This is a genomic window from Helicobacter pylori, from assembly GCF_014496485.1.
Taxonomy (GTDB): Bacteria; Campylobacterota; Campylobacteria; order Campylobacterales; family Helicobacteraceae; genus Helicobacter; species Helicobacter pylori_DD.
On the sequence record NZ_JACTAX010000006.1, the window covers coordinates 1 to 22,786 of the forward strand.

Annotated in this window: 25 protein-coding genes; 14 read left to right on the forward strand and 11 right to left on the reverse strand. The window is 39.6% G+C overall.

Going from position 1 to position 22,786, the window contains the following annotated elements:
- Positions 1 to 547 precede the first annotated feature (547 nt).
- Positions 548 to 1,327, reverse strand: coding sequence for a hypothetical protein (locus IC572_RS04285; RefSeq protein WP_187855185.1), 780 nt, complete (start codon positions 1,325 to 1,327; stop codon positions 548 to 550).
- Between the two features lie 124 nt (positions 1,328 to 1,451).
- Here IC572_RS04285 and IC572_RS04290 point away from each other — a divergent pair, with 124 nt between their 5' ends.
- The 13 genes from IC572_RS04290 to IC572_RS04350 all read left to right on the forward strand — a co-directional run bounded on the left by IC572_RS04290 (position 1,452) and on the right by IC572_RS04350 (position 11,552).
- On the forward strand, positions 1,452 to 1,940 hold the full coding sequence (locus IC572_RS04290; protein WP_187855186.1) for a peptidylprolyl isomerase: 489 nt from the start codon (positions 1,452 to 1,454) through the stop codon (positions 1,938 to 1,940).
- A 17-nt stretch (positions 1,941 to 1,957) separates the two neighbouring features.
- On the forward strand, positions 1,958 to 2,188 hold the full coding sequence (locus tag IC572_RS04295; RefSeq protein ID WP_120883386.1) for a carbon storage regulator: 231 nt from the start codon (positions 1,958 to 1,960) through the stop codon (positions 2,186 to 2,188).
- On the forward strand, positions 2,188 to 2,991 hold the full coding sequence (locus tag IC572_RS04300) for a 4-(cytidine 5'-diphospho)-2-C-methyl-D-erythritol kinase (RefSeq protein ID WP_187855187.1): 804 nt from the start codon (positions 2,188 to 2,190) through the stop codon (positions 2,989 to 2,991). The genes IC572_RS04295 and IC572_RS04300 overlap by 1 nt, the downstream gene beginning before the upstream one ends.
- A complete protein-coding gene (smpB, locus tag IC572_RS04305) occupies positions 2,988 to 3,446 on the forward strand; it encodes an SsrA-binding protein (RefSeq protein WP_000766500.1) in 459 nt (152 codons plus the stop codon). Before IC572_RS04300 ends, smpB begins: the two co-directional genes overlap by 4 nt.
- Before the next feature lie 2 nt (positions 3,447 to 3,448).
- Positions 3,449 to 3,901: a TonB-system energizer ExbB gene (gene exbB / locus IC572_RS04310; RefSeq protein ID WP_000659259.1), complete on the forward strand. Its 453-nt coding sequence runs from the start codon at positions 3,449 to 3,451 to the stop codon at positions 3,899 to 3,901.
- 10 nt (positions 3,902 to 3,911) lie between these two features.
- Complete coding sequence (locus tag IC572_RS04315; RefSeq protein ID WP_000755082.1) at positions 3,912 to 4,313, forward strand: ExbD/TolR family protein; 402 nt, start codon at positions 3,912 to 3,914, stop codon at positions 4,311 to 4,313.
- Between the two features lie 71 nt (positions 4,314 to 4,384).
- Positions 4,385 to 4,519 (forward strand): 50S ribosomal protein L34, encoded by a 135-nt coding sequence (gene rpmH / locus IC572_RS04320; protein WP_001847286.1) that lies wholly within the window; start codon positions 4,385 to 4,387, stop codon positions 4,517 to 4,519.
- On the forward strand, positions 4,479 to 4,964 hold the full coding sequence (rnpA, locus tag IC572_RS04325) for a ribonuclease P protein component (RefSeq protein WP_187855188.1): 486 nt from the start codon (positions 4,479 to 4,481) through the stop codon (positions 4,962 to 4,964). The genes rpmH and rnpA overlap by 41 nt, the downstream gene beginning before the upstream one ends.
- Entirely contained in the window at positions 4,951 to 5,304 is a 354-nt protein-coding gene (yidD, locus tag IC572_RS04330) for a membrane protein insertion efficiency factor YidD (RefSeq protein WP_187855189.1), read from the forward strand. Before rnpA ends, yidD begins: the two co-directional genes overlap by 14 nt.
- Positions 5,305 to 5,309: 5 nt before the next feature.
- Positions 5,310 to 6,959, forward strand: coding sequence for a membrane protein insertase YidC (gene yidC / locus IC572_RS04335; protein WP_187855190.1), 1,650 nt, complete (start codon positions 5,310 to 5,312; stop codon positions 6,957 to 6,959).
- A gap of 13 nt (positions 6,960 to 6,972) precedes the next feature.
- Positions 6,973 to 7,770 (forward strand): Jag N-terminal domain-containing protein, encoded by a 798-nt coding sequence (locus tag IC572_RS04340; RefSeq protein ID WP_187855191.1) that lies wholly within the window; start codon positions 6,973 to 6,975, stop codon positions 7,768 to 7,770.
- Complete coding sequence (mnmE, locus tag IC572_RS04345) at positions 7,763 to 9,115, forward strand: tRNA uridine-5-carboxymethylaminomethyl(34) synthesis GTPase MnmE (RefSeq protein ID WP_187855192.1); 1,353 nt, start codon at positions 7,763 to 7,765, stop codon at positions 9,113 to 9,115. Before IC572_RS04340 ends, mnmE begins: the two co-directional genes overlap by 8 nt.
- Positions 9,116 to 9,317: 202 nt before the next feature.
- On the forward strand, positions 9,318 to 11,552 hold the full coding sequence (locus IC572_RS04350; protein WP_187855193.1) for an outer membrane beta-barrel protein: 2,235 nt from the start codon (positions 9,318 to 9,320) through the stop codon (positions 11,550 to 11,552).
- A 16-nt stretch (positions 11,553 to 11,568) separates the two neighbouring features.
- Here IC572_RS04350 and IC572_RS04355 read toward each other — a convergent pair whose 3' ends face one another.
- The 8 genes from IC572_RS04355 to dnaE form a co-directional block, all read right to left on the reverse strand.
- The gene (locus IC572_RS04355; protein WP_187855194.1) at positions 11,569 to 11,739 is read right to left on the reverse strand and encodes a hypothetical protein; all 171 of its coding nucleotides are present in this window, start codon (positions 11,737 to 11,739) and stop codon (positions 11,569 to 11,571) included.
- Positions 11,740 to 12,375: 636 nt separating this feature from the next.
- Complete coding sequence (locus IC572_RS04360; protein WP_187855195.1) at positions 12,376 to 13,287, reverse strand: LPP20 family lipoprotein; 912 nt, start codon at positions 13,285 to 13,287, stop codon at positions 12,376 to 12,378.
- A gap of 9 nt (positions 13,288 to 13,296) precedes the next feature.
- Positions 13,297 to 13,641 carry a hypothetical protein gene (locus IC572_RS04365; RefSeq protein WP_187855196.1) on the reverse strand — a complete coding sequence of 115 codons (345 nt, stop codon included), beginning with the start codon at positions 13,639 to 13,641 and terminating at the stop codon, positions 13,297 to 13,299.
- 7 nt (positions 13,642 to 13,648) lie between these two features.
- On the reverse strand, positions 13,649 to 14,176 hold the full coding sequence (locus IC572_RS04370) for an LPP20 family lipoprotein (protein WP_000795968.1): 528 nt from the start codon (positions 14,174 to 14,176) through the stop codon (positions 13,649 to 13,651).
- A gap of 23 nt (positions 14,177 to 14,199) precedes the next feature.
- The gene (gene lpoB / locus IC572_RS04375) at positions 14,200 to 14,832 is read right to left on the reverse strand and encodes a penicillin-binding protein activator LpoB (RefSeq protein WP_000925190.1); all 633 of its coding nucleotides are present in this window, start codon (positions 14,830 to 14,832) and stop codon (positions 14,200 to 14,202) included.
- A 402-nt stretch (positions 14,833 to 15,234) separates the two neighbouring features.
- Entirely contained in the window at positions 15,235 to 15,549 is a 315-nt protein-coding gene (locus tag IC572_RS04380) for a thioredoxin family protein (RefSeq protein ID WP_050842016.1), read from the reverse strand.
- 55 nt (positions 15,550 to 15,604) lie between these two features.
- Positions 15,605 to 16,393 carry a pseudouridine synthase gene (locus IC572_RS04385; RefSeq protein WP_187855197.1) on the reverse strand — a complete coding sequence of 263 codons (789 nt, stop codon included), beginning with the start codon at positions 16,391 to 16,393 and terminating at the stop codon, positions 15,605 to 15,607.
- Entirely contained in the window at positions 16,375 to 20,010 is a 3,636-nt protein-coding gene (gene dnaE, locus IC572_RS04390; protein WP_187855198.1) for a DNA polymerase III subunit alpha, read from the reverse strand. Before dnaE ends, IC572_RS04385 begins: the two co-directional genes overlap by 19 nt.
- 148 nt (positions 20,011 to 20,158) lie before the next feature.
- Between dnaE and IC572_RS04395 the strand changes: the two genes are divergently transcribed.
- Positions 20,159 to 21,211: a cytochrome-c peroxidase gene (locus IC572_RS04395; protein WP_187855199.1), complete on the forward strand. Its 1,053-nt coding sequence runs from the start codon at positions 20,159 to 20,161 to the stop codon at positions 21,209 to 21,211.
- Positions 21,212 to 21,508: 297 nt separating this feature from the next.
- On the opposite strand, the gene IC572_RS04400 is transcribed toward IC572_RS04395, so the two are convergent.
- Positions 21,509 to 22,096 (reverse strand): META domain-containing protein, encoded by a 588-nt coding sequence (locus IC572_RS04400; RefSeq protein WP_045003238.1) that lies wholly within the window; start codon positions 22,094 to 22,096, stop codon positions 21,509 to 21,511.
- An 11-nt stretch (positions 22,097 to 22,107) separates the two neighbouring features.
- Complete coding sequence (locus tag IC572_RS04405) at positions 22,108 to 22,785, reverse strand: hypothetical protein (protein ID WP_187855200.1); 678 nt, start codon at positions 22,783 to 22,785, stop codon at positions 22,108 to 22,110.
- Position 22,786 lies beyond the last annotated feature (1 nt).

Sequence of the window (22,786 nt, forward strand, 5' to 3'; positions counted from 1 at the left end):
GCCAGCGTTCACTCTGAGCCAGGATCAAACTCTCCATAAAAGTGTTTGTCCTAAAGCTCTTTTGTTTTTTGATAGGCTATCATTATTTCTAACAATAGCTTTAGCGTATCACAAGAACTCGTTTTATACTTTATTGAATAAAACGGGTTGTGTTCTTAAGTATTACAACAACAAAACAGAAAGAAACTTTTTAAAAAGGTTTAGCCAAACGCTAACCTAAAAATACTCTCATGCCATTCAGTCATCAATCATAATGATATAAATGATATGATCATCATAATCAATGAAATTGATTGGCACTGGTTGGATAAGAATTTCTTCTTATAAAAGAATGGGAATTGTTCAAACCCTCACTCTTTATAATAAGTTATCCTTAAATCATTTTAGAATATCCCTTTAAAAAGAACTTCTATCAATTTGCTTAGTTTTCAAAGATCGTTTGCTTTTAAACAGCTATCCTTGTAAGGTATCAAGCGGCTTTTTAAAAGCCCTTGCTGAAACAAGGAAATGAAAGTATAGTCATAGAAAGCTTAAGGTTTGCTTAAATCTAGGGAATGTTTGGGAAAATATTTTGATTTTTTAGAGCGCTTAAAAATTGCACGATCTTTTCTTTAGGGATAATCACTAAACTTTCTTGGTTTCCTAAAGTGCTACTAGCCATTCCCATAAACTCCCCCACTTCGCTAAAATAAGGCCTCCCTCCCCACAACACGCTCCCCTTTTTAAAAGAAGCATCAAGCGAAAGAAACTTTTTAGATTTCAAAAGTTCAGCCACAGAAATGCCCGTTATCTGTATAGAAAAATAATTCCCCTCATTCAACGCTGGGTAGTAGAGATCAGAATTGGGTGTTTTTTGATTGGTATAGGGATTTGAACGAAAAGTTTGAGCGTATTTTGTGTAAATCCTTGCATGATAATAGCTCTCTTCTCTTTTATGGCAATAATCGTCTCTAAAATCGGCGGTTTTTAAGAGCGAAAGCCCTTGATTCCTATCCATCGCCTCAAGGTGCAAACTGGCTATACAAATCAGTTCTTTAGCGCTGCTGTCTTGCATTTTGGCTAAAATCATTTTAGGGTACAAGCCATTAGAATAAAGCGTTTCAGAAGAAGCGATATAACGCCCGTTTTTGAGCAAAGTCGCATAGCCTTCTTTATAAGTCCCATCGCTAAAATACACTTTCAATAACGCAACAGAATAAACCCATGCAGGGAGCGTTGGATCAAGGGGCGGATCGTCTCTAACGATTTGAATGTTATTAGCGTTCATTACGCATGAGAATAAAACGATACAACAACTAACCGCTAATCTTTTATGCCAAAACGCCATTATCCAACTTACCGCTTAAATTTCAAAAGTATCCCACGACACTATCGGCTAAAATACCATTTGTTTTAATTTGTTGCTATAATAGATCATTTGAATGACAAAAAGCTTATCGCAAAGGTTTATGATGGATCCAATTAAAACTTATGAAATCAAAGAAGAAGAGCTTGCAAAAACCGCTTACGCCACGATCAAAACCAATAAAGGCCATGTCGCTCTAGAGCTTTTTTACAAAGACGCACCCCAAGCGGTCAGTAACTTTGTAACTTTGGCTAAAGAGGGTTTTTATAACGGGCTTAACTTCCATCGTGTGATCGCCGGCTTTGTGGCTCAAGGAGGTTGCCCTTATGGCACAGGCACAGGCGGGCCAGGACACCGCATTAAATGCGAAGTGGCCCACAACCCCAACAAGCACAAAAGAGGCTCTATCTCTATGGCGCATGCTGGGAGAGACACAGGAGGGAGTCAGTTTTTCTTGTGTTTTGTGGATTTGCCCCATTTAGATGGCGAACACACCGTATTTGGTAAAATCACTAGTGCAGAAGGCCTTAGCGTTTTGGATAAAATCAAGCAGGGCGATATTATAGAAAGCGTTGTGTTTAGCCCTTCTCTATAAGGAACAAGAGATTAAACATGCTCATACTCAGCCGCAAAGTTAATGAGGGGATTGTCATTGATGATAATATCCACATTAAAGTCATTTCCATAGATAGAGGGAATGTGCGTTTAGGGTTTGAAGCGCCTGAAAGCACCCTTATTTTGCGCGCTGAACTCAAAGAGGCCATTGTGAGCGAAAACCAAAAAGCTTCTGTGTGCGTAGATGAAAGCGTGTTAGAAAACATCAAAAAGGTCATTAAGCCTTGATGCATGTCTTTGAAGTTTATCCTAAAGTCAATATTTTTTTAAAGATCCTTCACAAAGAAGGGGCTTATCATAAGCTTATTTCTCGCATGTGTTTGGTCAAAGACAAGCTCAAAGACATTATCAGCGTCAAAAGCGCGCTTTCCTTTTCGCTAAAAGGGGATTTTGACTGCCCTTTAGAAGAAAACTCGCTCTTTAAAGCCCTCCAAATTTTAAAGAATTTTTTAAAATCAAAAAATTCCTCTCATTCTGCCATCAAATCCCTAGACACCCTGGCGATTGAAGTGGAAAAAAACATCCCCACTCAAGCCGGATTAGGCGGTGGGAGCGCTGATGCTGGGGGGCTATTGTATCATTTAAATCAGATTTTTGACTGGCGTTTGAGTTTAGAAGAGCTTTATAGCATGGGATCTTTAGTGGGCGCGGACACCAATTTTTTCATCTCACAATACAAAAGCGCTAACGCTACTTCTTATGGCGAAGTCATTGAAAATTTTGAAGAAGAGCCTTTAGAAAATCGCCTAGAAATCTATGCACCAAATCATGTTTTTTGCAGCACCAAAGCCGTTTATCAAGCTTATAAACCTGAAACTTATTTTTCCCAAGCTAAAGAGTGGCTTAAAAAGCCGAGTTTGGAATGCCTAAAGACTTATGATAGAAACGGATTAAACGATCTTTTAAAGCCGGCTTTACGTGCTAACCCTGCCCTCAAAGATATAGAAAGCGAATTAGGCAAGGAGTGGTTTTTTAGCGGGAGCGGGAGCGCGTTTTTTAGACTCAAGCCTGCGCTAAAAGGGGGCGAATGAAACTCATTGCCAGCAATAAAAAAGCCTATTTTGATTATGAAATTTTGGAAACTTTAGAAGCGGGATTAGTGCTTTTAGGATCTGAAGTGAAGGCTTTGAGGCAAACTAGGGTGAATTTAAAAGATAATTTTGTTAAAATAATCAAAGGAGAAGCTTTTTTATTTGGTGTTCATATATCATATTTAGATACAATCCATGCGTATTACAAGCCCAATGAAAGGCGAGAGCGTAAGTTGCTTTTACACAAAAAGCAATTATTGAAATGGCAAATTGAAGCGTCTAAAGAACGCTTGAGTATTGTAGGATTGAAATTGTATTTTAACCAAAGAAATAGAGCTAAAATCCAAATTGCTTTAGTGAAAGGAAAAAGATTGCACGACAAAAGACAAAGTCTCAAAGAAAAAGCACTCAATAAAGAAATTCTTGCCGATTTAAAACACCACTTTAAAGGATAATAATGAAAGAAATAGTAGATTATGGGATTATAGGGTTTTTGATCTTTTTATCAGTCATCGTTATAGCGATCGCAATAGAAAGGTTGTGGTTTTTTGCCACTCTTCGTGTAGATGATTACACAGACAGGCGTAAATTAGAATTAGCCTTACACAAACGACTGACTTTAGTGGCCACGATTGGCTCAAACGCCCCTTATATCGGTCTTTTAGGAACGGTTATGGGGATCATGCTCACTTTTATGGACTTAGGATCCGCTTCTGGCATTGACACTAAAGCGATCATGACTAATTTAGCCCTTGCTTTAAAAGCGACTGGCATGGGGTTATTAGTAGCGATCCCTGCGATTGTGATTTATAACTTGTTAGTGAGAAAAAGCGAGATTTTAGTCACTAAATGGGATATTTTCCACCACCCGGTTGACACGCAATCCCATGAGATTTACAACAAAGCCTAAGGATTGAGCGGTGAAAAAAGTAGAATCCATGAATGTGGTGCCTTTCATTGACATCATGCTTGTGTTGTTAGTGATCGTGCTTACAACGGCGTCTTTTGTGCAAACTTCAAAGCTCCCTATTAGCATTCCTCAAGTGGATAAGGATAGCACTGATTCTAAAGACGTGTTGGACAAAAAACAAGTTACGATCGCCATTTCTAATAAGGGTTCTTTTTATTTTGACGATAAAGAAATCAGCTTTGAAAATTTAAAACACAAGGTTTCCACTTTGGCTAAAGACACCCCTATTGTCTTGCAAGGCGATAAGAAAAGCAATTTGGATAATTTTATCAAAGTCGTGGATTTATTGCAAACGAACAATCTGAAGCAGCTTTACATTCTTGTTGAAGATAAAAAGAATCAAAAAAATTAGTTTTAGTCAATTTTTAGCATTCTTTAGCTAAAATCTACACTTATGTTTAATTTTTATCAAGGGAGTTTTAAATGAAACGCACTTACCAACCACATAACACACCAAGAAAGCGAACCCATGGCTTTCTTGTGAGGATGAAAACCAAAAACGGGCGCAAGGTGATTAATGCCAGACGAGCTAAGGGCAGAAAAAAGCTTTCCGTCTAAACCCTATGACTCTTTAAAAAACAAGAGTGAGTTTGACAGGGTTTATCAAAAGGGGTTTAAAAAACACAACCCTTTTTTTTCGCTCTTTGTTTTGGATTTGTCAAAAGAGCCGCCAAAAGGAAAAGAGGGTTTTAAAGATCCGCTCTTTTGTAGGTTTAAAGACAAAAAAACGCTTTATTTATTGGGCTTGAGCGTGTCCAAAAAAGTCGGCAACGCCGTGAAACGAAACCTTATCAAACGCCGTTTGCGTTCGCTTACATTAAAGCATGCCGCTCTTTGTCAAGGGCTTGCTTTGGTGTTTGTGCCTAGAAGCGATTGTTGCCATTTAGATTTTTGGGCTTTAGAAAAACATTTTTTAGAAATGCTAACTTCCATTAAAAACTATATGAACAAAGCCTTGAAAGACTTGAAAAAAGGAATAACTCATACCTATGCGAAACAATAAAACGCCTTTTTTGAGCGCGATTTTTACGGCATCAATTAAGGGTTACCAACGCTTTTTTTCGGCTTTCACCCCTTCAAGCTGCCGGTTTTACCCCACTTGCTCCAACTACGCTCTGTGGTTGCTCTGTTTTGAAAGCCCTTTGAGCGCTATGGGTAAGATCGCTATAAGGATACTCTCATGCAACCCTTTTTGCTCTGGGGGCATTGCTTATCCTACCACTCGCTTGAAACGCCCAAGCCTACTCCAATCCCATAAAGATTTTAATCGTAATTTTAAAACCATTACTTTTTGGCTCGTTCCCACAAAAAGCCGCACAACTTATTACATCATTAAGGTTTAATCACAATGGATAAAAACAACAATAATAATCTCCGCTTGATTTTAGCGATCGCTCTTTCTTTCTTGTTTATCGCTCTTTATAGCTATTTTTTCCAAAAACCAAACAAACCAACAACCGAAACCACAAAGCAAGAAACAGCCAATAATAACGCAGCTCCAAGCCCCACCGCGCCCAATACCATCACCCAAGATTTTGGCGTTACTCAAACCATCCCCCAAGAGAATTTGTTAAGCACGATTTCTTTTGAACATGCCAGGATTGAAATTGATTCTTTAGGGCGTATCAAACAGGTTTATCTCAAGGATAAAAAATACCTAACCCCCAAACAAAAGGGCTTTTTAGAGCATGTGGGCCATCTTTTTAGCTCCAAAGAAAACGTGCAACCCCCCCTAAAAGAGCTCCCCCTTTTAGCAGCCGATAAACTCAAGCCTTTAGAAGTGCGTTTTTTAGACCCCACGCTCAATAACAAAGCGTTCAACACCCCTTATAGCGCTTCAAAAACCACCCTTGGGCCTAACGAACAGCTCGTTTTAACCCAAGATTTAGGCGCTCTTACTATCATTAAAACCCTGACTTTTTATGATGATTTGCATTATGATTTAAAAATCGCCTTCAAATCGCCCAATAACCTTATCCCTAGCTATGTCATCACCAATGGTTACAGGCCGGTGGCTGATTTGGACAGCTACACCTTTTCAGGCGTGCTTTTAGAAAATAACGACAAAAAAATTGAAAAAATTGAAGATAAAGACGCTAAAGAAATCAAACGCTTTTCTAACACCCTCTTTTTATCCAGCGTGGATAGGTATTTCACCACCTTGCTTTTCACTAAAGATTCTCAAGGTTTTGAAGCCTTAATTGATTCAGAAATCGGCACTAAAAACCCCTTAGGCTTCATTTCCCTTAAAAATGAAGCGGATTTGCATGGTTATATTGGCCCTAAGGATTACCGCTCTTTGAAAGCGATTTCACCGATGCTCACTGATGTGATAGAGTATGGCTTAATCACTTTCTTTGCTAAAGGCGTGTTTGTTTTACTGGATTATTTGTATCAATTCGTGGGTAATTGGGGTTGGGCTATCATTTTTTTAACGATTATCGTGCGCATCATCCTTTATCCTTTAAGCTATAAGGGCATGGTGAGCATGCAAAAGCTCAAAGAATTAGCCCCTAAAATGAAAGAACTCCAAGAAAAATACAAGGGCGAACCCCAAAAGTTGCAAGCCCACATGATGCAGCTTTACAAAAAACATGGGGCCAACCCGCTAGGGGGTTGTCTGCCCTTAATCTTACAAATCCCGGTGTTTTTTGCGATTTATAGAGTGCTTTATAACGCTGTGGAATTGAAAAGCTCAGAGTGGATCTTATGGATTCATGATTTATCTATCATGGATCCGTATTTTATTTTACCGCTTCTTATGGGAGCGTCTATGTATTGGCACCAAAGCGTTACGCCAAACACCATGACCGATCCCATGCAAGCAAAGATTTTTAAACTCCTACCCCTATTATTCACAATCTTTTTAATCACTTTCCCTGCAGGGTTAGTCTTGTATTGGACCACGAACAACATCCTTTCGGTGTTGCAACAACTCATTATTAATAAAGTCTTAGAGAACAAAAAACGCATGCACGCTCAAAACATAAAGGAATAATAAAGGAACATTGATGCAAAATCCTATTGAAATCAAAGCCAAAACCTTAGAAGAGGCTCTCATTCAAGCTTCTATCGCCTTGAATTGCCCCATCATTAATTTGCAATACGAAGTCATTCAAACGCCCTCTAAAGGGTTTTTAAACATCGGTAAAAAAGAAGCCATCATTTTAGTGGGCGTTAAAGAAAGCGTTAAAGAGGTTAAAGAAGAGGGCGTTAAAGAAACCAACGCGAAAGAAAATCATCAAAACAATATAGAAGAAAAAAAACAAAAATTAGAAACAGAAACACCGCAAGAAGAAATCATTACCCCTAAACCCCCTAAAAAAAACCTTAAAGAAGAATCTCATAATGGAGACAAACTTCATGAAATTAAGCAAGAATTGAAAGACTTATTCTCTCATTTGCCTTATAAAATCAATAAAGTGGAAGTTAGCCTTTATGAACCGGGGGTGTTATTGATTAATATTGATGGCGAAGATTCCGCTCTTTTAATTGGCGAAAAAGGTTATCGCTACAAAGCCCTTTCTTACTTGCTCTTTAACTGGATCCACCCTGCTTATGGCTATAGTATCCGCTTAGAAATTTCCACTTTTTTACAAAACCAAGAAAAGGTTATGGAAGCGCAACTCCAAAGCGTGATCATGACCGTGCATGAAGTGAGTAAGGGGCAGATGAAAGCCCCTGATGGCGTTTTAACCTATATCGCTTTAAAGAAATTACGAAAAGCGTTCCCTAATAAGTATGTTTCTATCAAAACCAACTTAAACGATGAAAAATACATCGTCATCAACGACTTTAACAATGAATGACACCATCGCCGCTATCGCTACCCCTTTAGGCAAGGGAGCGATTAGCATCATTAAAATCAGCGGCCATAACGCTCTAAACGTCCTCAAACAACTCACCCAAAAACAAGACTTCACCCCCAGATACGCTTACGTGCGCGATATTTTTTCTAATGGCGTTTTATTGGACAAAGCGTTAGTCATTTATTTCAAAGCCCCTTATAGTTTCACTGGTGAAGATGTGTGCGAAATCCAATGCCATGGAAGCCCCCTTTTAGTGCAAAATATCTTACAAGCTTGTTTGAATTTAGGGGCTAGGCTTGCTAAAGCGGGGGAATTTAGCAAAAAAGCCTTTTTAAACCATAAAATGGATTTGAGTGAGATTGAAGCGAGCGTTCAACTCATCCTTTGTGAAGATGAAAGCGTTTTAAACGCTCTGGCCAGGCAGCTTAAGGGCGAGTTGAAAATCTTTATTGAAGAGGCCAGGAACGATCTTTTAAAGCTTTTGGCGAGCTCAGAAGTTTTGATTGATTATAGCGAAGAAGACATTCCTAGCGATTTTTTAAAGGAAGTGTCTTTTAATTTAGAAAAACAAATCGCCTCTTTTAAAGATTTATTGGATTTTTCTAACGCGCAAAAACAAAGGAATAAAGGGCATGCCTTAAGCATTGTTGGCAAACCTAATGCTGGCAAAAGTTCTTTATTAAACGCCATGCTTTTAGAAGAAAGGGCTTTAGTGAGCGATATTAAAGGCACGACAAGAGACACCATAGAAGAAGTCATTGAACTAAAAGGGCATAAGGTGCGCTTAATTGATACGGCTGGCATCAGAGAGAGCGCGGATGAAATAGAGCGTTTAGGGATTGAAAAAAGCCTTAAAAGTTTAGAAAATTGCGACATTATTTTGGGCGTGTTTGATCTTTCTAAACCCCTAGAAAAAGAGGATTTTAACCTTATGGACACCCTCAATCGCGCCAAAAAGCCTTGCATTGTCGTTTTGAATAAAAACGATTTAGCCCCCAGACTAGAGCTTGAAATTTTAAAATCTTATCTTAAAATCCCTTATTCTATCCTAGAAACCAACACCTTAAATTCTAAGGCTTGTTTGAAAGATTTGAGCCAAAAAATCAGTGAGTTTTTCCCCAAACTAGACACTCAAAACAAGCTCTTGCTCACTTCCCTAGCCCAAAAAACCGCCCTAGAAAATGCCATTACTGAATTGCAAAACGCTAAAAACCATTTAGAAACTTTAGAGCTTTTTTCTTATCACATTTTAAGCGCGATAGAAAACTTGAACCTGCTCACCCGCCCTTATGAAACCAGCCAAATGCTTGATAGCATGTTCAGCGAATTTTGCTTGGGCAAATGAAACCGCTTAAAGAATGGGTTAAAACCCTTTTTAGCGCTGCTTTTTAAGACTTTTTTACCCATTAGCGCCGTTTAATACCCATATTTACAAAAAACAATACTGCCATTTTTCAAAAAGGGGTAAAATAAGCTAGTTTAAAATGTATACATACCTATAAGCTATTTTTGAGTAAAAATGTTAAAAAAGACAATAAGGAGATTTCATGTTAAAACTCGCTAGTAAAACGATTTGTTTGTCCCTAATCGGATCATTCACCGCTTTAGAAGCCTACCAAAAGCACCAAAAAGACGGCTTTTTTATAGAAGCCGGGTTTGAAACTGGGCTATTGCAAGGCACACAAACCCAAGAACAAACCATAGCCACCACTCAAGAAAAACCCAAACCCAAACCCAAACCCATTACCCCTCAAAGCACCTATGGGAAATACTACATCTCCCAAAGCACCATTTTAAAGAATGCGACTGAGTTATTTGCAGAGAACAATATCACCAACTTAACCTTTTATTCTTTAAACCCTGTGTATGTAACCGCTTATAACCAAGAAAGCGCTGAAATAGCAGGCTATGGCAATAACAGCGTGGTCGTGATACAAAACTTCTTGCCTTATAATTTAAACAACATTGAGCTTAGTTATACAGACAATCAAGGCAATGTAGTCAGTTTGGGCGTGATAGAGACTATCCCTAAACAATCTCAAATCATTCTGCCCGCGAGCTTGTTTAACGATCCGCAACTTAACGCTGATGACTTCCAACAGCTCCAAACCGCCACCACAAAATTTTCTGATTCCAGCACGCAGAATCTGTTTGATAAGCTCAGTAAGGTTACAACCAATCTTCAAATGACCTATATCAATTACAACCAATTTTCTAGCGGTAACGGCACTGGTTCTAAACCCCCATGCCCCCCATACGAAAATCAAGAAAATTGCGTGGCTAAAGTGCCGCCTTTCACCTCTCAAGACGCCAAGAATTTGACCAATTTAATGCTGAATATGATGGCGGTGTTTGATTCTAAATCTTGGGAAGATGCCGTTAAAAACGCTCCTTTCCAGTTTAGCGACAACAACCTGTCAAAGCCATGTTATTCTAATTATTCTACATGCGTGAACCCTTACAACAACGGGCTTGTTGATCCTAAATTGATCGCTAAAAATGCTGGAGATGAATACAATATAGAAAACGGGCAAACAGGCTCAGTGATATTAACGCCGCAAGATGTTATCTATAGCTATAGAGTTACGAATAATCTTTATGTGAATCTCTTGCCCCCAAGAGGAGGGGATTTAGGGCTAGGGTCTCAATATGGCGGCCCAAATGGCCCAGGTGATGATGGCACCAATTTTGGCGCTTTAGGGATATTGTCTCCTTTCTTGGATCCTGAAATACTGTTTGGCAAAGAATTGAATAAAGTCGCCATCATGCAATTAAGAGACATCATCCATGAGTACGGGCACACTTTAGGCTATACGCATAACGGGAACATGACTTATCAAAGAGTGCGCATGTGCGAAGAAAACAATGGGCCAGAAGAGCGCTGTAAGGGCGGGAAAATAGAGCAAGTGAATGGGCAAGAAGTGCAAGTGTTTGACAACGGGCACGAAGTGCGAGATACCGATGGCTCTACCTATGATGTGTGTTCTCGTTTTGGCGGCCAAGGTCAGCCCGCTTTCCCTAGCAATTACCCCAATTCCATTTATACTGATTGCTCTCAAGTCCCCGCCGGGCTTATAGGCGTTACCAGTGCGGTTTGGCAGCAACTCATTGATCAAAACGCCCTACCGGTGGATTACACTAATTTGAGCAGCCAAACCAACTATTTAAACGCTAGTTTGAACACGCAAGATTTTGCGACCACTATGCTTAGCGCAATCAGTCAAAGCCTTTCATCTTCTAAATCTAGCACTACCACTTACCGCACTTCAAAAACCTCACGGCCCTTTGGAGCCCCCCTATTAGGCGTTAATCTTAAAATGGGCTATCAAAAATACTTTAATGATTACTTAGGGTTGTCTTCTTATGGCATTATCAAATACAACTACGCCCAAGCCAATAACGAAAAAATCCAACAATTAAGCTATGGTGTGGGAATGGATGTGTTGTTTGATTTTATCACCAATTACACTAACGAAAAGAACCCTAAAAACAATCTAACCAAGAAAGTTTTCACTTCCTCTCTTGGGGTGTTTGGGGGGTTAAGGGGCTTATACAACAGCTATTATTTGTTGAACCAATACAAAGGGAGCGGTAATTTAAATGTGACCGGTGGGTTGAATTACCGCTACAAACATTCTAAATATTCTGTAGGCATTAGCGTTCCTTTAGTCCAGTTGAAATCTAGGGTCGTTTCTAGCGATGGCGCAACTACCAATTCTATCACCCTGAATGAAGGGGGTAGCCATTTTAAAGTGTTTTTTAATTACGGGTGGATTTTCTAGGGGTTAAAAATTGGCTTTAGCTCTCTATTGGCTCTAAAACGCTCTTTTTAGGTTCTCTTGTAGGCGTTTTTAGTTCTGTTTTGCGCGTGAGCGTTAGCGTTATAGATCGCTCTTTTTGTTCTCGCATCGCTTGCGTGATTTTTTTAAGCTTACTGGAGCTTTTTTCTGTCTCATTTGTTTGTCTCATGTTTTTGTTCTCCTTTCGCATTCAAACGCCCCTTTTTAAGCGTTTGTTTGGTTTAAAATTGCGTTAGCTTTTAAAAAAGTTTGTTAAGTTTGTGGGGCAAAAAGATAGACCCTAGCTTGGGGGTTTGAAAGCCCAAAGTCATTGGGTTTTTTCAAACAATCTCGCTTGTATAGGCTCGTGAAGCACCCAAACGCTAAAGCGATTGGGCTTCCTGATGTTGGGGGAAAGTTTGGTTCTCACTCTGTGCCCCTAATCATAGGGATTTTACAGAGTTTGATCTCCAACGCATTCCCTACAGGTCTCACACATCATATCTCCAAAGGCATAACTTTGTGCACTTCCTACGCTAGATACAAATGTATGGGGGTATTATACTACAAAGATGTTTGGGATTTCTGCTTGGGTGGTTTTAAAAAGATTTTAGTTTTTGTTAATTTTAGTTTTTAGCGGGTGTGGTTTTAGAGGAGTTTGTGGGATAAAGAGTATTGAATGATGTTTTAGTTTATTTGGCAAGAACAAAAGCCACAAACCTTTAGAGGGTTATTTTAATGGGTGCGAAAACGCCACGCCAAACAAAATGATAACGCTACCAAACTGAATCAATAACCAAAAGTGCAAGCAAGATTAATATCCTGCTTATAGCCCCGTATTGCCCTGCCCTTCTTTATTGGCATAATCTTTCAATTCTTTATAAAGCAAAGATTGCAAGCGCGTGATAGCAAAATTCTTATTCTTTTCATCCACTTCAAGGCTTCTATTCAATACGGGCGTGCCTTGACAATCGCTCGCGCTAACAACAACTCTAATGCGTGTGGTGCCATTAGCGCTGTCTGTGAAAACTTCATTTTTGATTTGATAGAGTTTTTCTTCATCGCTAGGGGTTAGCACTCTAGCATAAGCGCTTATGAGAGCGTTTTTAATCTCTGCATCGCTGTTGTTATCAAAAGTGATTTGCACTTTAGGTTTGAAAGCGTTTTGGTAATAGATTTTTTCATAATTTTCTAACGAACCCACCGGGACAGAATACGCTTTTAAAATCCTTTCTATAGGCATCGCCTTAGCCAATAAATCCCCCATGCTCTTAGATTGCTGTAAAAAAACCCCTTTACAAACTTTAGGCATTAAGGTGGAAAACTGCCCATAAAGAGCGTTATACTTATCCCTTAAACCCTGCAAAAACAAGTTTTGATTGATCCTTGCTCTGGTGTAGTAGATCCCTTTTTGCACTTCTTGATTGACAATTTCTACATTATTCAATTCCAAGTCATCGGTTTTTAAGTTGATCGTTTGTGAATCGCTGGATTTTAACTTATTATCCACACGACTTTTTTGGATATGGATTTGGGAATTAACCACCACGCTAATAGACGCCACTAAATCCGCTAACGCTTTTTGTTTAGAAGCCTCTTTAGAAGTGGCTGAACCACTCCCATAAAGATAGCCTTTTTGGGTGTTTGTTTTGTTATAGGCCTTGCTATACCACTTAGGCTCTGCGCTTAAATTCGCACCCACAAAAGCCATAAGGCATGCAAGAATAATCTTTTTCATTATTAATCCTCACTCATTCGTTAAAGCAACATGCTTCTTAGTGATCTTTAGAAGCACATAAACTTTATCCGTATCAATAAAAGTGGCCTTTAGCTCACTAGCCTTAATCTCTATTTTATCCCCCTTGAAAGCTTCCATCACTTTCTCTAAGGCGTTTTGTCTGGCTGAGGACAAGCTATAATCCATATCATCTGAAAGCAATATATCGCTCATCCCACACACTAAAAATTTTTCATCTTTGGTTTGGGTCTTTTCAATCTGCACTCCTTTTGAGCAATCCCTCGCCCACTTAGGCAAGGACTTCCCCCACACAACCCCCAACACCAAAGCAAGCACAATAGCAAGGCGTTTCATCAAAACCCTACTTTTTAACCATGCCTAGCTCTTCGCGCACTTTATCCACAATTTGCTTATCCAAGCCCACTAAAACAAAAACCCTATCTTTACCGACATAGCGGGCAAGCATTTTAGAAGCGATCAATTCCTTATCCACCAATTGAGAAATTTTTTCAGTATCAGTGCCGCTGATGGACCTTTTACCAGAAGCGTCTACCGTTCTAGTTTTTTCATTTTCCAAATCTTTTTGTAAAGTGGATTTTAAATTCGCCGCTAAATTAGCCCTAGCCTTCGCTGTTGCCTGATTCGTAGAATAATCCACATCGTTATTGGTGATCAAATCTTCAGCCCTTCCTAAAAAGACCCCTGAATATTTTTCATACTTCGCCACTTTTTCTAAATCCCCTACTACCCAATCAGGAGCGCCTTTAGTCGCTTCTTTGTATGCCTTATTGCTTTTACTGATACCTGATTTTGGGGCATGGCTGCAACCTACGATCACCATCGCTGCTATCACACTCATCCCTAAAATTTTTTTAACTTGATTTTTCATCGCTCATCCTTTCAAATATAAATTTAAAACATACGCTTATTGCTAGCATTTTTCACAATAGGCTTAACATCGCTCCATACCTCTTCACCCGTTTTCCTGTTGGTAAGGCTTAGGGTGAAGTCGTAGTCCAAGCGCTGCCTAGAACTACTAATAGAGGCTGCGATACTAGATACTTTACCACTTAAAGATAAATCAGCGGCTTTCAAAGTGCCTTTTTCTACAGTGGTGTCTTGATTATACTCTTCACTCTCTCGTTCTTTTTCGCGCTGTTTCACCATTCGGCTATCCGCTGCAATGCCACTTCCCCCGCTCGCCCTTGTGATATTGAACCTCCCATTAGAACGCAACCGCAACTGCCGCGCGATTTCGGTCGTCAAAAGATTCATGTCCAAATTGGGTTGCGTGGTGTCGTTAATCACATCTGAAACTTCAATCAAATGCCTGCCCTTGAGTTGCTCAAAATTAGGGTCGCTAAACATGGAATCTAACATCGCGTTAGCGGTTAGTAATAAATCCGTGCTATTAATGCTTGCAGTCGTATTTTTAGTGGCATCATTCACATTTTGATAAGTTGCCATTTCGCTTGAGCAACCCACCCACAATAAAGCACTCAAAATCACCGAGCTTATAATTTTTAATTTTGTTTTCAATAACATAATGATAGAAACTCCCTATTCAAAATTTAAAACAGATACTTCCGCTCCTAATTTTAAACTTCTAATCTAAACACACAGTGTTTTTGCGGATTTTAGCATTTTATGTGTCTTTTTTTTCACATTTTACAAGTTTTAGCCCTACAAATTTCACACTGCAAGCACTAATACCACAAATTCGCTCATTTTTAGCTTAATTAAAGAAACTTTTTTAACAAACATGCTGATTTAAAAACGATAAAAACGATTTTTTGAGATAAAGAAATAACATAAAAGCTATTTGAAGTTAGCCCCCTATCAAAAAAGGGGCTAAAAAAAGGGACTATAGAAAAAAAGACTAAATAAAAAAAGAGTTAAAAGATTTTTAAACTCTTATTTTTACAATAACGCCCTTTATGATACCCCTTACAATAACGCTTTTAGAGCGTCTTCAATCGGTTTTTGAGAGCTAGGTTCTACAAGCCTTTCACCCACTTCTTTGGCGTTTTTGTAAAAAATCAAAGTAGGGATCTTATGAATGCCCAAACTCTCTTTTAAATCCTGGCTTTCATCAAAAGAAACCTTAAAAAATTCCACCTTGCCTTTGTAAGTTTTGGCTAAATTTTCCATGATCGGCTCAATCTTCCTGCAATCCGGGCACCAACTCGCCCCCACATTGACCACTACCGCTTGATGAGCGGTTTTTTCTGCGTAATTCTTCCCGTTAATCACTTCTAACATGATAATCCTTATTTTTTATTTCCCCCAACCGCCGAAGTATAGCGCAACTCAAGCGCTAATCCCTTTTAGTATTAGCCCTATTAGCCATAAATGCATGCAATTCATTGTATTCTTGGCGGTTTAAAAACCGCATTTTCCCTACCGGCAAGGCATTCAAATTCACAAAACCATAACGAACGCGCCTTAAATCCAACACTCCAGCGTTAAAAAACGCAAAAAAACGCCTCAATTCTCTGTTTTTCCCCTCATTGATAATAACTCTCAGTTTAGAATATTTGGCATGGTTTTTGATGATTTCATAACCAATAAAGGGGGCAAATTCCATGCTTTTAATGGGGGTTTTTTGGTGTGCTCCCTTAGTGGCGTTTTCTAATTTCAGACCCTCTTGCATCGCGCTCTCCATCTCTCTTGTAACAAAGCCTTGAATTTTAATGAGATATTCTTTTTCTAAATTCGCATGCATTAAAGCGCTCACCACCGCCTTACTATCGCTCAATAATAACACCCCCTCACTCGCAAAATCCAAACGCCCCACCGGCGCAAAATGGGCGTATTTTTTCTCCAAGCTTTCATAAATCACGCGCCGTTTTAAGGGATCGGCTTTACTCACTAGTTCGCCCTTTGGCTTGTGATAAACCAGCACGCTGAATTTTTTGTTTTTTAAGGGCTTGATGAGTCGCTTGTCTAAAAACACCCTGTCGTTTTCTTTAACCACGCTAGCGAGTTGGGCATGCTCATGATTGATTTTCACCCGCCCTTCTAAAACCAATTTTTCAGCCTCTCTTCTGGAATGCTTGGTGTAATGGGCTAAAAACTGGTTGATCCTCAAGCTAAATCCCTCCACTCTAATTCTTTAAAATCGTCCTTAATCTTTTCATTTACCATTAAATCGCTTTGGATTTTGAATTGCTTATCCTTATCTTTGATGATCAAATACAAGGGGCGTTTGCCCTGGTGTTTTAAAGCACTCTCTTTGATCTGTCTTAAAAACTCTTTTTTCACATCGTTTTCTAACACGATCGCTAAAGAGCAAGAACTAGAAGCGAGTATTTCCATGGGGGGGATTTCACGCACGTCTTCTTTTTGCTTTTCAGGGTCTTTATAGCGGGCTTTAGGGATTTTAACCTCCCTAGCGCTCTCTAAATCCAAGATTTCAAAAAGCCTCAATCGTGCCACTTCTTCTTGCTCTTCAATCTTGCATTTAAACACTAAAGGCTTATTAATATCTAACTCTTCTAAAGCACTCAATTGCTTTTCAAACAGCATGAGCTCAAACTTGCCGTATCGATCCAAAATGTCCGCTGTGCCATAAGGCTTACCGCTTCGTTTGCCAATTTTCTTTTTAACTTCCATGATTTTGCCCAGCAAATAAGCCTGCGAGCCGATTTCTAATTCTTCAATATCAATGCTTTTGACTAAATTTTTAAAGCCCTTAATCTCTTCTTTAAACTCGTCTAAGGGATTGCCTGAAACATGGATGCCTAAAGTCTCGTATTCGCATTCTAAAAGCGTTTTAGCGTCATGCTCGCCCAAATCAATCATGTCCAAAATAACCTGCTCTTTGGTTCCGCCCTCCATGGCTCCAAAAAGGGAGTTGCCTCCTTGCATCATTTCATTAGCCTTGTCTTTAGCGCGCCCCGCATCACAGATCAAATCCAAGTTAGCGAGCATGGTTTTTCGGGTGTAGCCTAAATTATCCAAGCTCCCTGATTTCACTAATGGCTCTAAAGATTTTTTAGTGAGTTTAGAAAAATCCACCCGTGAAATAAAATCTTCTAAACTCTTATAATCCCCTTTAGCCCTTTCTTCAATGATGTTTTTAATCGGCTCACCCCCAACCCCTTTAATCGCCCCTAAACCAAACACGATTTTCTTTTCTAATTCGCCCTTTTGATTTTTAAACTCCGCCACGCTGAAATCTTGCATAGAAGAATTGATGTGCGGAGGCATCACTTCAATTTCTAAAGCCCTGACCTCATCAATATAGCGCGCTACGGATTCGATCTTATTGGATTCGCTAGTGAGCATCGCTGCCATGAACTCATGCTTGTAATAAGTCTTTAAATACGCCGTTTGGAAAGTGATCATCGCATAAGCGGCTGAATGCGATTTGTTGAAACCATAGCCGGCAAATTTAACGATCAAATCCCACAAATTAGCCGCCTTTTGGCCATCATGCCCTAAATTTTTAGCGCCTTCTACAAACTTAGCCTTATTGTCCGCCATGATCTGAGCGTCTTTTTTCCCCATAGCGCGGCGGATGAGATCCGCTTCGCCCAAACTGAAACCACCGATAGTTTGCACGATTTGCATCACTTGCTCTTGATAGACGATCGTGCCGTAAGTGGGCTTTAAAATCGGCTCTAATTCTTTAAACGCATAAGCGATAGGCTCAACGCCATGCTTTCTATTCACAAAATCATCTACCATGCCTGATTCCATAGGCCCCGGTCTGCCTAGCGCAATAATGGCGATAATGTCTTCAAAGCTTGAAGGCCTTAAGCGCTTGTTAAGCCCTTGAAACATTCCGGATTCAATCTGGAAGATCCCCACCGTATCCCCACTTTGGATCGTTTTATACACTTTCGGATCGTCCATATCCAACGATAAAAAATCCACATCAATGTTATGCTGCGTTTTAATGATTTTAAGCGCATCATCAATCACGGTCAAGGTTTTAAGCCCCAAGAAGTCAAACTTAATCAAATCCACCGGCTCCAAATACTTCATGGAATATTGCGTAACGATACCGCCGGTTTTTTCAGAGGCAAACAAGGGGGTTTTGTGCCACAACTCTTTTTGGCTATCCACCACTAAGGCTGCGGCATGCACGCCTGCGTTGCGGTTTAAATTCTCTAAGTTGAGCGAATACTCCCACACTTGTTTGGCTAATTCATTACTCTCCACTAATTCCTTGATTTTAGGCTCTAATTCCCACGCCCCCTCTATGAACTCGCCATTTTTTTCATAGCCCTTGAGCGTGATGCCTAAGCGATTAGGGATGAGTTTGGCGAAATCATCGGCTTCTTTATAAGGCATGTCCAAAACCCTTGCGACATCTCTGATCACGCCCTTAGCCAACATTTTATTAAAGGTGATGACTTGTGCCACATTGTATTTGCCGTATTTTTCAATCATGTATTCTATGATTTCCTTACGCCGGCGCTGGCAAAAATCCGTATCAATATCAGGCATGCTGACTCTTTCAGGGTTTAAAAACCTTTCAAAGAGCAAATCGTATTTCAAAGGGTCAATATCCGTGATTTTTAACGCAAAAGCCACCAAACTCCCGGCCGCACTCCCCCTACCAGGCCCTACAGGAATGCCCATTTCTTTAGCGTAACGGATAAAATCCCACACGATCAGCATATACCCTGGGAATTTCATGTTCGTGATGACTTCAATTTCTTTTTCTAAGCGTTCTTGGTATTGATCATGCTTTTCTTTTGGCACTAAAATTAAGCGCTCTTTCAAGCCCTCTCTGGCCTTATAGGCGAAATAAGAAGCGTCATCTTCAAAATCCAGCCCCTCATTTTGAGCGTAAGCTTTAGTGAATTTGAAGCTTGGGGGGGTTGGGGGGTTCTTTTTATCGTCTTTTAAATCAATCTCTAAAACGCATTTATCAGCGATTTCTTGGGTGTTTTCTAAGGCTTCTGGAATATCTGCAAAGAGCTTTGCCATTTCTTCAGGGGATTTAATGTAAAACTCATGCACGGAGTGTTTCAAGCGCCCCTTATCGTTTAGGGTTTTACCCATCGCTACGCACATCGCCACTTCTTGAGTCTTAGCGTCATTAGGCATGGTGTAGTGGGTGTCGTTGGTGGCAATGATTTTTAACCCTGTTTCTAAGGACATTTTAATGACTTGCTCATCAATGAATCGCTGATCCAAAATGCCATGACGCATGATTTCTAAATAAAAGTCGTCTTCAAAAATCTCTTGGTATTCGCAAGCGATTCTTTTAGCTTCATCATAGCCTTTAGCCCCATACTTGCGGTTTCTCTCATTATGAGTATTCAAATGGTAATTGACTTCCCCTTGCAAGCACGCGCTAGAAGCGATAATGCCCTTAGAATGCTCCCTTAGAAGCTTTTTATTGATGCGCGGGAAGTAATAAAACCCCTCTAAATACGCCATAGAGCTTAAGAACATCAAATTTTCATAGCCCTCTTGGTTTTTAGCGAACAGGCACAAATGGAAACGCTGCTTGGTTTCTTTGCTAGAAAGGTTGTCATCATTATGGATATACGCTTCCATGCCGATAATAGGCTTAATGCCTTCTTTTTTCATGCTCGTATAAAAATCAATCGCTCCAAACATGTTCCCATGATCAGTTACGCTCACGCTTTTCATGCCCAATTCTTTAATGCGTTTGGCTAGAATTTTAATCTTGTTCGCCCCGTCTAAAAGCGAATATTCTGTGTGCAAGTGCAAATGCGTGAAAGTTTTATTCTCTTTCATTGTATAACCCCTATTTTGATTTAACGCCATTATACCTACCGCTCTTTAAAAAACTCTTTATCGGATCGTTTAGTGGTGAATTATTTTAAAATGGTGGTTATAATAAGAAAATTTTGTCTTATTTTTAACGCTATTTTAGGAGTTCATCATGAAAAAATCCATTTTGTTGGGCGTTTGCCTGGCTTTTTCTTGCGTTTATGCCTTGAACGATTTAGAATTGATCAAAAAAGCGAGGGAAAGCCAGTTAGAACCCATGCCTATGGGCAAAGCGCTCAAAGAATACCAAATCAAAAAAACCAGAGATGTGGGTATTGGCACCAAAAACAGCGAAATCATGACCTCCGCTCAAGTGGAATTAGGCAAAATGCTCTATTTTGACCCTAGGATTTCCACTTCCTATCTCGTGTCTTGCAACACATGCCATAATCTGGGCTTAGGCGGGGTGGATTTAGTCCCAAGTGCGGTAGGCTCTCAATGGAAGAAAAACCCCCACCTTTTAAGTTCCCCAACGGTGTATAACTCTGTGTTTAACGATGTGCAGTTTTGGGATGGTAGGGTTACGCATTTAAACGAACAAGCGCAAGGGCCGATCCAATCTTCTTTTGAAATGGGTGCTGATCCTAAAGTGGTGGTAGAAAAAATCAATTCCATGCCAGGCTATGTCAAACTCTTTAGAAAAGCTTATGGCTCTAAAGTCAAAATTGATTTTAAATTGATCGCTGATAGTATCGCTATGTTTGAAGCCACGCTTATTACCCCAAGCCGCTACGATGATTTTTTAAGGGGCAATCCTAAAGCGCTCAGTAAAGCCGAAAAAGAGGGGCTGGATTTATTCATTTCTAAAGGCTGTGTGGCTTGCCATAACGGCATCAATCTTGGGGGGACAATGCAGCCTTTTGGGGTGGTCAAACCTTATAAATTCGCTAATGTGGGCGATTTCAAAGGCGATAAAAACGGGCTTGTGAAAGTGCCTACTTTAAGGAATATCACCGAAACGATGCCTTATTTTCATAACGGGCAATTTTGGGATGTTAAAGATGCGATTAAAGAAATGGGCTCTATCCAGTTAGGCATTGAAATCAGCGATGAAGAAGCGAAAAAAATTGAAACCTTCTTTGAAGCCTTAAAGGGTAAAAAACCTAAAATACTCTATCCAGAACTCCCCATAATGACAGACAAAACCCCTAAACCCTCTTTTTGATTTTAAAAAGTCCTTTTTAAGGGGGCTTTTGGTGCTAAATCTAAAAAACGCTCAAAGCATCTTTTGCGATCAAAATAATAAAAAGCTTTCAAAAAACAAGCGATAATCCCTTAAAAAGCGATCTTTGTGGGGTTTAGAGGGATTTAGTTGGAGGGTTGTAGGGGGAGAATTGTTTCAAAATACCCCTATCCCCTTAAAAGAATGAGTTTTACTCCTATTTTTTAAAAATTTTTTAATCTCTTTATCATTTAGAATGTTTTTTGATTTTAGATCGCATTTAAAACACAAAACATAAACTCAAGGCGTTTTCAAATAAATTTTCATTTTTTGGTTGTCTAAAATAAGCGTGTCCTTGCCCTTAGTTACCGTAAAATTACCCTTAAAATTCTCCATAAATTCCAATTCAAACGCCATCAAATGCTCATCTCTACACACTTTTCTTGAAATCCCGCTATCTTCAATCCCAATGTGCCTATCGCCCTGCCATACATAGCTGGCAAAATACCGGTTGCAATAGCCTTTGCCATAAATACGATTTTCTTTTTGATCAAACACAAACTCTCCCATAGAGCTTTTGGGCTTTGGTTTCTTTTTAAAAAGCTCATACCAGTGTTTCCTTTTTTCTTTTTGCTCTTGCTCTTTGGCCTCAATCGCTGCTTTATCTTCAGGCAAAGCGGTATTTAGAGAGGAATCTTGCTCTTCTTCATGCTCTCTAAAAGCGCTATCAGCGAGCATGGTTTCAATGTCATAGACTTGATGGTTCATTTCTACTTTTTGGATATGCCAATCGTTACTAGAAAGTTTTTTATCAAACATTTTTAAAAAAAAACACCCCGAAAAGACACAAGCCGTTAAAACGCTTGCTCCAGCCAATCGTAAATTCAAACAATTCCTCCTTATTTTTTTAACGGGCTTACGCTTTGCGCTTCAATGGCTTTTTTAATCAAAGAGATCGCTTCTTGCATCGCTTGCGTGCTGACATGTTGGAGAGATTGTATCGCGCTTTCTTGAAAATCTTGATTGCCATTTTTACTCGTTTTGGTCGTTTTATTTTCCAAGCTAGAAATATTTTCATGCTTAATGATCACTCCAGAATGCGAATCGCCTTTCACGCTAATATCATAGCCTAGCGCAAATTCCGCCCTATAGGTAGAATTTTCTTTTTCTAAAAGAGAAAACGATAAAATCGTAAAACGAACCGCATAAGTGGGCGTGCCCGCGCCATAAGGGGGCAAAGCCACGCCTAAGCATGCTTTTTGCGCTTCTTGCATGAACATGGTTTTTAACATGTTGCGAGGCAAGTCTATCCATTTTTGGTGCTTCCCATGCGTGATCTGCCCGTCTTGCGCTTTAAAAACGATCTCTTTAGTGTTGAATAAATCCGCGCTCAAAATGCTAATGAGCCTCACTTCAGTCAAAGGTTTAGGGCATTGCGTGATTTCAAAAGAACTCGCGTTCAAATCATAAGTTCTGATCTCTGGTAGCATTTGTTTTAAATTGATGCTCAAACAACCCTGAAGCAATAGGGCGAGTGCTGATGAGAATGAAAAGATTTTTATCGCCGTAGCTCTCATG